Source organism: Catenuloplanes japonicus (assembly GCF_000717135.1).
Taxonomy (GTDB): Bacteria; Actinomycetota; Actinomycetes; order Mycobacteriales; family Micromonosporaceae; genus Catenuloplanes; species Catenuloplanes japonicus.
In genome coordinates, this window is sequence record NZ_JNXY01000003.1 from 72396 (window position 1) to 84527 (window position 12132).

Sequence of the window (12132 nt, forward strand, 5' to 3'; positions counted from 1 at the left end):
GAGTATTCAACCTGTGCGATTCTCTGGAAATGCGCAGTACCAGATCTTCTGCCGCGCATCGCCTTCTGCTCGTCGAAGACGACGCCGACCTCGCGGAGACCCTGACCGAGGCGCTGGCCGGCGAGGGATACCTCGTCGACCACGCCCCGGACGGGCACCGCGGGCTGCACCTCGGGCTCAGCCGCCCGTACGACGTGATGGTGATCGACCGCGGCCTGCCCGCGCTCGACGGCCTCGGCCTGCTCGCCCGGCTGCGACAACGCGCGGTCCCGGCCCGCGCGCTGATCCTGACCGCGCTCGGCACCGTCGACGACCGGATCGCGGGCCTGGACGCCGGCGCGGACGACTACCTGGTCAAACCGTTCGACCTGGACGAGCTCAGTGCCCGGCTGCGCGCGCTCTGCCGTCGCACCGCGGACGCCACCGAGGCGCTGCGGATCGGCGACGGCCTGCTCGACCTGTCCCTGCGCGACGCGGTGCTGCCGACCGGCGACCGGGTGCCGCTCTCCGCCCGCGAGTTCGAGCTCCTGCGCATCCTGGCCGCCCGGCCCGCCACCGTGCACTCCCGCGCCGAGCTGCGACGACGCGTCTTCGACGAGGCCCACGCGGCCTCCATCGTGGACACCTACGTCTACTACCTGCGGCGCAAGCTCGGGCGCGCGGCGGTGCGGACCGTGCACGGCCTCGGCTACCGGCTCGGTGAGCTGTGACCGCGCGCCGCGAGGGACGGGCCGCGCGTCGCGACGGGTGGACCGCGGCCGACCGTGCCGCCGTCACCCGGGCCCGCCGGCAGACCGGGCTGATCGTCGGCGTGATCGTCGCCGGCCTGGTCGCGATGGTCGGCGGCCTCGCCTACGCCGTGCTGGTCCAGGGCCAGGACACCCAGATCCGCCGCGAGCTGCACTGGAACGCGCAGCGTGCCGACCCCGGCGGCCCGCCCGGCTGCACCTGGCTGATCGTGCTCTCCGGCGGCGTCCAGGACACCGGCGCGATCCCGCCGCCGCCCGGCTTCCCGCTGCGCGACCAGCTCGACACCGTCGCCGCGTCCGGCGGCACGCTGCTGACCGAGACCGCGCGCAACGGCACCGTCTACACCGTGCTCACCGAACGTCGTGGCACCGCCACCGTCCAGGCCGTGTTCGACACCCGCTACCAGCGCGCGGACCGGGAACTGCTGCTCAAGGCGATCGGCCTGGCCGAGGCGATCGGCCTGCTCGTCGCCCTTCTCGTCGGCCTGTTCGCCGGGGACCGCGCGGTCGCGCCACTGGCCGACGCGCTCAGCCGCCAGCGCCGCTTCGTCGCGGACGCCAGCCACGAGCTGCGCACGCCGATCGCCCGCGTGCACACGCGCGCCCAGCTGCTGGCCCGGCGCGCCTCACTGCCACCGGAGCACCGCACCGACCTGGACCGGCTGATCGGCAACACCCGGCTGCTCGGCGAGATCGTCGACGACCTGCTGCGCTCCGCCCAGCTCGGCAACGACCTGCCCGCCACCGCGCACGTCGACCTGACCGCGCTGGCCCGCGACGCGGTCGCGCTCGACACCGACCGCGCGGACGCGCGCGGCGTGCTGCTCCGCGCGGTCGTCGCCGCCGAGCCGGTGATCGTGTGCGGGGTGCCGTCCGCGCTGCACCGGGTGGCCGGCGAGCTGATCAGCAACGCGCTCGCCCACACGCCGCCCGGCGGCACGATCACGGTCGCGGCCGGCACCGGGCCGGACGGGTCTGCCGTGCTCGAGGTGACCGACACCGGCGCCGGACTCGGCCCGGCCGGCGCCGCACACATCTTCGACCGCTTCCACCACGGCCGCGCCGCAGGCTTCGGACTCGGGCTCGCACTGGTCCGCGAGGTGGTCGAGAAGCACGGTGGCGACATCCACGCGGGCTCGCGGCCCGGCGGCGGCGCGGTCTTCACCGTGCGGCTGCCCTACGTGAGTGGTGCGGCCGTGGCCGGCCAGCCGGTGGAGACCTCAAGATCGTCGTAGAGGATGTGGCTGTCCGCCGTCGGCGCGAACGTGGTGTCACCGCCACCGGCGAACGACGAGAAGTACGCGCTGTCCACCTGATCGCCGTTGCTGACGAACCGCAGACCGGTCACGTTCGCGGTGCGCACGCCGTCGACCCACACCTCGATCGCGCCGTCCGGGTTCGCCGTGCCGCCGGAGACCGTGTTCACGGTCAGGCGCTGCACCACGTTCACCCAGCGGTCCTGCGGCCAGGTCAGCCTGATGTCGGCGGCGTCGCCGTACTGGCTCTCGTGATCCATCGAGTAGTAGTAGATCGAGGCCTTGCCGTCGCGGCCCCAGATCAGGCGCGAGCTGAACCCGTTCGTCCCGTCGCAGGCCTGACCGCCGGAACAGGAATCGCCGCCGGCCAGCCCGAGACCGACCTTGCCCGCGAAGTTCGTCGTCCCGAAGCTGAAGCCCGGCCCGAACCGTACCCACTGCGACACGTAGTAGCTGCGCCGCGGCTCCAGCGTGAACGGCGCCTGCGCGCCCGAGTCCTCCGGGCCGATCGTGCCCTTCGGGTAGTCCACCCGCAGCGCGCGCGAGCCGGAGTGCGCGGTCGCGGCGTCCACCCGCGCACGCGTGCTCATTCCCAGCTCCCAGCGCGCGTTCCAGCCGTCGCTCGTCCACTGGCCCTTGCCGTAGGCGGTGCCGGCGGCCGCACGCTCGAAATCCGTGGCCAGGATCGTCTTCCCGTCCCGGACCGGCGGCGCGGTGCTCGTCGAGGGCGTCGCGCTGGGCGAGGGGGAGGCGCTCTCCGACGGGCCGGCGCCGAGCCCGGCCGCGAAACCGGGCTCCGCCGCGGCAACGGCTGCTGAGGAGGGGACCTGCGCCGGCGCGCCGCCGTCATCCGTGGCGCAGGCGGTCAGCGCCGCGAGCAGCACCACCGTGACAGCGGACATTCCGCGCATACCCGGACCCTCCTCGTGACGGCAACGTGATCAAGCTACCTGCGAGCAGGCCAAAGCCACACCCCACGATCATTTTCCCGCTTACGCCGGGGTACAGCAGCGTTGCTCCCGCGGGCACCGGTCGTCGCTGGCGCTCCTCCCTGCCGGTCCCGCGTCACACGGTCAACACCCGTGCGGGCGTCGCCCTGATCATGCGTCACCGACGACGGCGGCGGCGCATGCCGAGGGCCATGCCGCCGAAGGCCAGCACCGTGACCAGGACGGCGAGGAGACCGGTAGGGGTGGCGGCGGTGAACGTGGACGGCGGGCGGGGCGGGGTCGCGTTGACGGCGGCGGCCGGGTTGATGACGCCCCAGCCGTACCAGGCGTCGGGGGTGGTGGTCTCGCGCTCCGCCGTCGTGCGGATGCGCTCGGCCACGGCGGCCGCGGGCAGGGACGGCTCGGCCGCGCGGAGCAGCGCGACCGTGCCGGCCACGAACGGGACCGCGAAGCCGGTGCCGCTGCCCTCGATCTCGCCGCCGCCCAGTCCGAGACCGGTTACACCGGCACCGGGCGCGACCACGTCGACCGCACCGGCCGCGTAGGCCTCGGTGAGCCGGTCGTCCGGGCCGATCGCGCCGACGCGCAGCACACCGTCCGGGATCGTGCCGGCGGCGGCCGACTGCGGCGGCGCGGCCAGCACCACCACGACGTCCGCGGCCACGGCCGCGGTCAGCGCCGCGCTGACGCCGCTGTCCGTGACGTCGACGGTGGCGCCGAGCATGGCGACCCCGGCCCCGGCCGCCACCGCCAGGTCGAGCGCGGTCGCCACCTGGCCCGGATCGGCGATGCCGTCCGCGTGACGGACCCGGATCGGCACGATCGAAGCCTCCGGCGCGACGCCGACGAACGCGCTGCCGTCCCGCTCCGCCGCGGCCAGGATGCCCGCGACCGCGGTGCCGTGCCCGAGACAGTCCGCGTCGCCACGCCCACGCGTACCGGCGTCCGCGCCGGGGCCCACGCGTCCGGCCAGCGTCGGTGCGGACGCGTCCACACCGGAGTCGATCACGGCGACGGTCACGTCCCGGCCACGGCTGCGCGTCCAGGCCGCCTCCGCGCCGAGCCGCAACTGCGCCCACGGGACGCCGGCGGAGAGCCGTCCGGGCGCGGCACCGCACGAGACCGTGCCGGTGGCCGGCGGCGCGGGCGGCAGGACCGGACGGCCGGCCGGGGACGGCGGCGCGGGCGGCTGGGCGGGCGGCGGGCCGTAGCGCACGTCCTCGCCGACCGCGTCCCAGGGCAGGACCATGGTCCAGCCCGGGTGCAGCGCGGCCGGGTCGGTCAGGCGCGCGCCGTCCGGCTGCACGCGGTCCCGGTTCAGCGCGAAGATCTCCAGGTATCGCCGCTCGTCGCCGAGCACGCGGAGCGCGACCTCCCACAGGTATTCCACGCGTCCGCCGGCGTCCGTGCGGACCGGGACGTACTTGACGAAGTCCTCGGTGGTGCCGCTCGGTGCGGGCAGTGGCGCGCCGGCGGCAGGTGGTGCGGGCACGGACACGGTCGTCAGCAGGCAGAACACGGCCAGGACCATGCTGCGGCGTCGCCATGCCGTGCTCCGCGTGGATGGGCGGGCCAGCGGAACCTCCGGAAGTCGATACGAACGCTACCGCGCCCGGTCTCGCGCGCGCCTGTCCACGGGCGGGGAACAATATGAACGAATCCGCGCCGCGACCGTAGTAGTCCCGCAGCCGGCGGGAGGAGACGACGATGAGGTTCTGGTGGCGTGCACTCCCGGTGCTGGTGGTGGCGCTGCTGGCGCCCGCCGCCCCGGCCTTCGCGGCGCCCGGCGATCAGGGGCGCTACTACGTGGTGGGCGAGCCGGTCGGCGGGCAGCGGGAATACCTGTACGAGATCGCCCGCGAGACGCTCGACAACGGCGACCGCTACCTGGAGATCTTCGCGCTCAACAAGGACCGGGTGCAGGCGGACGGCGGACGGCTCACCGACCCGATGGAACTGCGCCCCGGCTGGGTGCTGGAGCTGCCGCCGGACGCGGAGGGCGAGCGCGTGCAGGTCGGCGAGGTGCCGCTGCCGTCCGCCCCGGCCCAGGCGGCCCCGGCCCGCCCCGACGAGGGCCCCGGCATCGACTATCCGATGCTGATCGTCGGCCTGGCCGCGACCGCGCTCTTCCTGGTGGTGGCCGTCTTCCTGCTGCGCCGCTCCCGCCCGTCCCCCGCGAACAGGGTCGCGGTGCCGGCCGGTCAGGTGCCGGGAGATGCGGAGGCCCCGGGCCGTGCACCGGCAGGGGCGAATCCGGGCGGCGCGTCCGTTTCGCGCCGGCAACTCGGCGATGCGGCGGTTTCCAGCCCGTTACTCGACGGCGTGGCCGTTTCCGGTCCGCCACTCGACGACGCGGCCGCTCCGGGTCCGCTGCTTGGCGCGGCGGCTGCTTCGGGCTCGGCGCGGGCCGGCATGGCGGCGGGCGTTGCGGCCGAGACCGGTCCGGTGCCGGACGACTCGTTCCCCGCGGGCCGTGTCCTGCCGGGCCCGGCCACGAAGCCCCTGGCCACGGCCTCGCATCGAACGGCGCCGGAAGCCCGCACCCCGGCCTCGCCCCCGCCACGGTACCCGGCTCAGGCGCCGGCGATCCCGGCCGAGGAGATCACCGGGGACGTGCGGATGACCGTCGAGACCGCGGACGGGCCGCTGGAGGTGCGGCTGGCCTCCGGGGGTGCGCAGATCGCGATCGGCGGGGAGACGCCGCCGGCACGCATGCGCATCCCGGTCATGCTCGGCAGCGTGGACACACGCCGGCTGTGGCTGGACCTGTCCGGCACGCCGGACGTGCTCACCGTGGCCGGGGCGCCGGAGGCGGGGCTGGCCCGTGCCCGCGACATCGCCGGCCAGCTGCACGCGGCCGGGCGGCGGGTGCTGTTGCTGCGTGACGTGCTGGGCGACGAGATCCCGGACGGGTGGGAGCGGGCGGAGACGCTGCCCTCACCCGTACCCGCGGAGGGGTCCGGGGTGATTCTCTGTGCCGGGCTGCAGGGGGCGGAGTTCGCGGTGGCGCGACGGATGGCGGCGGAGAGCGGCGGCCGGTGGATTCCGGTCGTGCTGGGGCGGGCGTTGCGGGCCCGCTGGTCGATTACGCCGGAATCCCGGTGAACTCCGGACCGGACCGCCTCGTTGTGGGTTCCGGGCGTGAACGCGCCGGAGTGGGGGAGACGCACGTGCGGCACGGCATCCGGGTAACGATCGCGAGCCTGCTGACCGTCTGGCTGGTCGCGCTGCCGTCCGCGGCGGGCGCCGCGCCGGAACAGGCCGACTACGTGAAGTACTACGAGGTGGCGGGCTCCTATCAGGGCCGCCCCGAGTCGCTGCCGGAGATCGCGATCCGGTTCCTGGACGACGCGGACCGGGCCGGCGACATCCTGGCGCTGAACGCGGGCCGCACCCAGCCGGACGGCCAGGCGCTCACCGACGCCGGCCAGCGGCTCAACCCCGGCTGGCTGCTGGTGCTGCCGTGGGACGCGTACGGCGACGGCGTCCGGGTGGAACTGCTCCCGTTCGCGCCCGGCAACGGAGCAGCGCCCGGTGGGAAATCCGCGCCGGGCCAGGAGAACTGTGTCGCCGCGGCCAGCACCGCGCCGAAGTCGGACTGGGCCCGGCAGGAGCTCGCGCCCGCGCAGGCCTGGGAGAAGACCCGCGGCGCCGGCGTGCTGGTCGGCCTGGTCGACTCCGGTGTGGACGCCGGGCTGGCGCAGTTCGGCGACCGGATCGCGGTCGGCGTGGACACCACGAACGGCACCGGCCGCGGCAACCTGGACTGCCTCGGCACCGGTACCGGCATGGCCGGCCTGATCACGGCGGACGACCCGGACACCGGCGGCATCGCGCCCGCGGCCCAGGTACTGCCGATCCGCGTGGTGACCACCGGCCCGACCGCGGACGCGGCGAACGTGGCCACCGGCATCGAGGTGGCCGTCTCCGCGGGCGCGAAGGTGATCGCGCTCGGCTCGTACGCGGACCTGCGCTCCCCGGCCGTGGCCGGCGCCGTGCGGGTGGCGCTGGAGCACGACGTCGTGGTGGTGGCCGGCGCGGTCACCGGCACGGACGACGGCGGCCTGCCGAGCATCCCCGGCCTGCTGCGGGTGGCCGGCGTCGGCCCGGACCGCCAGCCGGCAGCGGACTACACGCCCGGCGCGGTCGACGTGATCGCGCCCGGGATCGACGTGGCGACGCTCGGCATCGGCGGCAGCGGGCGGCGCGCCGGCAGCGGCACCCAGTACGCGGTGGCGATCACGGCCGGCGTGGTCGCGCTGGTCCGCGCCGGCCTGCCGAACCTGGACGCGGAGCAGGTCACGAACCGGGTCCGCAGCACCGCGAACCCGGGCTCGCAGAGCAACCCGACGGACGCGCAGGGCTGGGGCATGATCAACCCGCGGGCGGCCGTGCTGGTCAGCCTGTCCGAGGAGAGCGAGGCGGTCGCGCCGGTGGCGGACGACGGACTGTCGTCCATCCGTCAGGCCCTGATCGCGGTCATCATCGTGGTCGGCGTCGCGGCCGCGGGCCTGCTGGCCTGGCGCGTCCGCAACGATTCCCGCTTCGACGGCGACGCCACCCAGCAGCTGGAACAGACGGCCGGACCCGCGCAGGTGATCGATGGATGAACGCGTGGTGATCGACGTGCGCGCGCCCCGACAATTCGGCGACATCCCTATTGGAGGCCGTTCGCGGCCTTCGTATACTTCCCCGGTCCGGCCGCAGGGCCGGCGGCCGCCACACATCACCGTCCCGACCGGGCGGCCGGTGCCGGCGACGGCGGTGCTGGGGAGGCGCGCGGTAGTGGAGGTCTCCGACGGTCGGAGCGACGGGGCCGCGCCTCCGGACACGCGGATGCGCGCGCTGCACGACGCGCACGCGGAGCCGTTGCTGCGCTTCCTGCTGAAACTCACGCTGGGCGAACGGCATCTGGCCGAGGACCTGCTGCAGGAGACGCTGCTGAAGGCCTGGCGGCGGATCGGCGACCTGGACATCGACCATGAGAGCCAGCGGCGGTGGCTGTGGACCGTGGCCCGCCGCGTCGCGATCGACGCGGCCCGCGCGCGGCAGAGCCGGCCCACCGAGGTCGGCGCGCTGGACCTGACCCGGGTGCCGGACGACAGCGACGCGACCGAGGGCGTGGTGGCCACCGAGACGCTGCGCAAGGCGCTCCCGCGGCTGACGCCGGAGCACCGGACCGTACTGGTGGATCTGTACTTCCGTGGCCTGTCCACAGTGGAGATCGCGGCCCGGCTGGGCGTGCCGGAGGGCACGGTGAAGTCCAGGGCGCACTACGGGCTCCGATCGCTGCGTGCGCTCGTCGGCCCGGTGGACGGTGATTGATATGCGGCAATGGGGCACAATCGCTGTGACCATGAACACGCGTAACGTGGTGCCGCGATGACGGATCTGGACCGGGAGCACGCCGAGCAGCAGTCGTGTGCGCTCTACCTGATGGGCGGCCTGTCGCCGGAGGCCGAGGAGGAGTTCGAGCTCCACCTGCTCCGCTGCGACACCTGCCAGACCGAGTGCGAGCGCCTGGGCCCGCTGGCCACCGCGATGTCGCACCTGACGGCGGCCGAGTTCGCCGAGGTGCTGCGCGAGCAGGACGAGGCCGAGGCGGCCGGGATCGGGCCGCGCGCGGAGGTTGCGGGCCTGTCCGACCCCGCGCGGCCGTCCGAGTCCGGGCGCTCGCCCGGCTCCGCGCGGCCGTCCGAGTCCGCGCGGCCGTCCGAGTCCGCGCGGCCGTCCGAGTCCGCGCGGCCGTCCGAGTCCGCGCGGCCGTCGGGATCCACGCGACCGTCCGGGGCCTCGCGGCCCGGGGGCAGGCCGTTCCGGAGACCGCGGCGGTCCACGATCGCGCTGGGGGCGCTGGCGATCATCGCGGCTGTGTCGCTGGGCGCGGTGCTCGGGCTGAATCCGACGACGAACACGCCCGGCGGGGATCCGACCGTGGTCAACCCGCAGGACGTCGGCGTCACCGCGGAAGGCGTCGGGGACTCGGCCCGGCTCACCGTGGCCGCGTCCGGCGCCGAGAACGCTTCCACGATCAGCGCCAGCGTCTCCGGGCTGCAGGTGGGCGTGGACTACACGCTGTTCGCGGTCACCTCCACCGGCGACACCCACGACATCCTCGGCTGGACCGCGAAGTCCGGCGCCCGGGACATGACCGGCGAGGTTCCGGTCCCGGTCGGCGACCTGTCGTTCTTCGCGGTCAAGGAACAGGACGGCCCGACCGTGGTGATCGCCCGCATCCGCCGCGATCCGCTTCCCAAGACCTCCTGAGACGTGCCCGCCCCGCGCGGATCCGGCGAGGGGGGAACGTCAGCGGCAAGCCACCGGAGGCCCGCGGGGAATAGGCGGGCGGGAGCGCTACCGACCTCTGGCGTCGATATCTGGGCCTGCCGCGGGACGTGACCACGCCGAGAGCGGGAAGATTCGGATCTTCCCGTTCTCCGGGACGGCGGGTCAGGCGCTGGTCCATTTCTGGTTGTCGGTGCCCTCGCAGGTCCAGAGCTGGAGGGTGGCGCCGTCGGACTCGTTCCAGTCGCGGACGTCGACGCACTTGCCGATCACGCTGTTGACCAGGTCGTGGGAGCTGTTGATCCAGAACTTCTGGGCCCAGCCGCTGTTGCAGGTGGCGATCTGGATGGCGGAGCCGTCGTCGGACGAGGCCCAGGCGATGTCGATGCACCGGCCGAGTGCGCGCAGCGAGCCGTCGCCCGTGGTGGACCACTGCTGGCTTGCGGCGCCGGAGCAGGTACGGAGCGTCAGCGGCGTGCCGTCCTTGCCGGAGCCGGCGTCGATGCACATTCCGCCGAGGCCCTTGATCGCGAAGGTGGTGACGGCGGCGGGCGTCGTGGACCTCGGCGGCGCGGGCGGGGTGGTGCCGCCGGTGGACGTGGCGGTGGCCGGACGGCCGCTGGTCGCGGACGGCGTGGGGGTGGACGTGCCGGGTGTGCCGGTGGGGGTACGGCTCGTGCCGGGATTCGCGGCGCCAGGCGTGCCGAGCCGCGGGTCCTTGCCGTAGTAGTCCGCGTAGGCGCGCACCCGGTCCGCGAAGTCGGTCACGCTCGGCGCGTCCGGGACGCCGCCGGCCTGCTGCACCGCGGTCGGTCCCCATTGGAACGCGGCGAGCGCCACCGGGTACGGCTCCTTGCCCAGGCCTCGCAGGTCCGTGCTCAGCGCGCACATCGCCTTGCCCAGCGCGGGAATCGCGGCGCCCGGGTCCCACGGTGACTGGCCGGGCACGCCGTACGCGGTCCAGACCTGCGGCAGGAACTGCGCGATGCCCTGTCCGCCGGACGCGCCCAGCAGGTTCGGGTTGAACTCGGACGCGGCCATCAGCTGCGCGGCGACCAGTGGCGCGGTCACCGCAGGGCAGACCTTGCCGGCGGAGACGACCAGCGGCACGTACTCGTCCGGGACCGGCTTCGGCGCACCACCGGCGGGCGGCGGCGCACCGGTCGGGGCCGGCGCCGTCTCCGGCGGGCTGACCCGGAACTCAGGCTGGTCCGCGTACCACTCCGCGTAGCGGGCGACGGTGCGCACGTAGTCGGCGGACGTGTGCGGCACGCCGGCGGACTCGCGCACGGCCGGCGCGCCCGCGTGCCGTGCGGCCAGCGCCAGCTGCCACAGGTCGCCGCCCAGGTCCGCGTCGCGCAACTGCCCGACCAGGTCGCACATGAGGTGGGCGAGCGCGGTGATGTTCGCGGACGGGTCCATCCGCTGCGCGGTCGGGCCCGGCGCCCAGGTCTCCCACAGCGTGTCGTCGAGCCCGGCGACGCCGACGCCGCCGTTCTCGGTCCGCGCGTTCGGGTTGAACCCGGACGTGGCCATCAGCTGGCCGGCCAGCCGCGGCGCGGTCAGCTGCGGGCAGGAGAGCGAGGCCCGTGCGATCGCCGGCACCTGGTCGGCAGGGACCGGCAGACCCTCCAGCGAGTCGGCCGTGGCCAGCCCGAAACTCGACGCGGCCAGCGCTCCACCGGCGCCGGCCAGTGCCAGCACCGCGACGAGCGCGGTCACACGCCGTCCACGGGTCGCCGTGGTGGCCCGCAGCGCGCGGGAGCCGAGATCGGTCGGGAGCCTGAATCGCACGTGTGCACTCCATCAGCAGGGCTTCGGTCCGTTCCCACAACGGCGACGCACACGCCTGAGTTCACCGCCGTCGGCATTTTTCCATCTGCCCGGGACGGGCGGCGTCTCAGGACCAGGAGACGCGGACCGGGAGGCGGAGCGTGCCGGCCGACGGGGAGGTGAGGAGGTCCATGGCGGCGCGGCCGAGGGACTCGCCGTCGACGTCGATGGCGGGGATGCCAGGGGCGCCTAGCGCGTCCGTGACCTGGGTTTCGGCGCTGACCACGATGTCGTCGGGGACGTGGAGGCCGCGGCCGCGGAGCGCGAGCATCAGGCCGAGCGCGAGCGCGGTGGCGTACGGCACGACCGCGGTGGCGCCGGACGCGAGCACCTCCTCGGCGGCGCTGACGCCGGCGGCGAACGTGGCGGGGAACGGGCCGTGCACGGAGAGCGTGACGCCGGCGTCGAGCGCGGCGGCGCGGGCGGCGGCGGCCCGGCCGGGGTCCTGCCAGGAGCCGGACGGGCCGCCCAGGTAGGCGATGCGGTGGTGGCCGCGGGCGGCGAGGCCGGAGACGACCTGGCCGATGGCGGTGGCGGTGTCCGCGACGACCGAGGGCAGGCCGGGGATCTCGCGGTCGACCAGCACGATCGGCTTGGTGGCGCCGATCGCGGCGACGTGCGCGTCCTCGCCGCGCGGTGCGGCCAGGATCAGGCCGTCGACCTGTCCCGCGAGCCGGGTGAGCGCGGCGACCTGGGCGGGCGTCTCCAGGGTCGCGACCGCGACGGTGAGGTGCAGGTCGGAGGCGGCGGCGCGGGCCTGGGCACCGCCGATGATCGGGGCGAAGAACGCGTTCTCCAGCGTGGGGACGACGAACGCGACCAGGCCGGTTCGGCCCCGGGCGAGGTGGCTGGCGGTGCGGTTGAGCACGTATCCGAGCTGCTTCGCGGCGTCGTGGATGCGGGCCAGCGTGTCCGGCGCGACCATCTCGGGGCGGGTCAGCGCACGCGAGACTGTCGACTTGTTGTAACCGGCCAGTGCCGCTACGTCGGCAAGAGTCGCCACGTCGGGTGTCCTCCAGGGCTCGTTACACAGAGTTAACCGAATCCGGTGCGGTTACA

At 74.7% G+C, this 12132-nt stretch carries 10 protein-coding genes; 6 read left to right on the forward strand and 4 right to left on the reverse strand.

Features of this window, described 5'->3' with window-relative positions; translation table 11 throughout:
* Positions 1–29 precede the first annotated feature (29 nt).
* Positions 30–710 (forward strand): response regulator transcription factor, encoded by a 681-nt coding sequence (locus tag OP04_RS06020; protein WP_033338525.1) that lies wholly within the window; start codon positions 30–32, stop codon positions 708–710.
* Positions 707–1984: a sensor histidine kinase gene (locus tag OP04_RS06025; RefSeq protein WP_051797169.1), complete on the forward strand. Its 1278-nt coding sequence runs from the start codon at positions 707–709 to the stop codon at positions 1982–1984. Before OP04_RS06020 ends, OP04_RS06025 begins: the two co-directional genes overlap by 4 nt.
* Here OP04_RS06025 and OP04_RS06030 read toward each other — a convergent pair.
* Positions 1927–2907, reverse strand: a complete 981-nt coding sequence (locus OP04_RS06030) for a polysaccharide lyase (protein ID WP_051797170.1) — start codon at positions 2905–2907, stop codon at positions 1927–1929. The two genes, OP04_RS06025 and OP04_RS06030, sit on opposite strands and share 58 nt — an antisense overlap.
* Before the next feature lie 205 nt (positions 2908–3112).
* Positions 3113–4474 (reverse strand): S8 family serine peptidase, encoded by a 1362-nt coding sequence (locus OP04_RS06035; protein WP_198153739.1) that lies wholly within the window; start codon positions 4472–4474, stop codon positions 3113–3115.
* 188 nt (positions 4475–4662) lie between these two features.
* Between OP04_RS06035 and OP04_RS54530 the strand changes: the two genes are divergently transcribed.
* The 4 genes from OP04_RS54530 (at position 4663) to OP04_RS06055 (ending at position 9222) form a co-directional block, all read left to right on the forward strand.
* Positions 4663–6060, forward strand: a complete 1398-nt coding sequence (locus OP04_RS54530) for a hypothetical protein (protein ID WP_198153740.1) — start codon at positions 4663–4665, stop codon at positions 6058–6060.
* A 65-nt stretch (positions 6061–6125) separates the two neighbouring features.
* Complete coding sequence (locus OP04_RS06045; RefSeq protein ID WP_085066271.1) at positions 6126–7565, forward strand: S8 family serine peptidase; 1440 nt, start codon at positions 6126–6128, stop codon at positions 7563–7565.
* A gap of 226 nt (positions 7566–7791) precedes the next feature.
* Positions 7792–8280 carry a sigma-70 family RNA polymerase sigma factor gene (locus OP04_RS06050; RefSeq protein WP_085066272.1) on the forward strand — a complete coding sequence of 163 codons (489 nt, stop codon included), beginning with the start codon at positions 7792–7794 and terminating at the stop codon, positions 8278–8280.
* Positions 8281–8337: 57 nt separating this feature from the next.
* The gene (locus OP04_RS06055; protein ID WP_033338528.1) at positions 8338–9222 is read left to right on the forward strand and encodes a zf-HC2 domain-containing protein; all 885 of its coding nucleotides are present in this window, start codon (positions 8338–8340) and stop codon (positions 9220–9222) included.
* A 183-nt stretch (positions 9223–9405) separates the two neighbouring features.
* Here the strand turns inward: OP04_RS06055 and OP04_RS51020 are convergent, their stop codons facing one another.
* Positions 9406–11034, reverse strand: a complete 1629-nt coding sequence (locus OP04_RS51020) for a ricin-type beta-trefoil lectin domain protein (protein ID WP_085066260.1) — start codon at positions 11032–11034, stop codon at positions 9406–9408.
* Positions 11035–11140: 106 nt separating this feature from the next.
* A complete protein-coding gene (locus tag OP04_RS06065) occupies positions 11141–12076 on the reverse strand; it encodes a LacI family DNA-binding transcriptional regulator (RefSeq protein WP_033338529.1) in 936 nt (311 codons plus the stop codon).
* Between the last annotated feature and the right edge of the window lie 56 nt (positions 12077–12132).

Coding starts and splice junctions, on each gene's coding strand:
- OP04_RS06020 (WP_033338525.1), top strand. CDS start 30: ATGCGCAGTACCAGATCTTCTGCCGCGCATCGCCTTCTGCTCGTCGAA.
- OP04_RS06030 (WP_051797170.1), bottom strand. CDS start 2,907: ATGTCCGCTGTCACGGTGGTGCTGCTCGCGGCGCTGACCGCCTGCGCC.
- OP04_RS54530 (WP_198153740.1), top strand. CDS start 4,663: ATGAGGTTCTGGTGGCGTGCACTCCCGGTGCTGGTGGTGGCGCTGCTG.
- OP04_RS06050 (WP_085066272.1), top strand. CDS start 7,792: ATGCGCGCGCTGCACGACGCGCACGCGGAGCCGTTGCTGCGCTTCCTG.
- OP04_RS06055 (WP_033338528.1), top strand. CDS start 8,338: ATGACGGATCTGGACCGGGAGCACGCCGAGCAGCAGTCGTGTGCGCTC.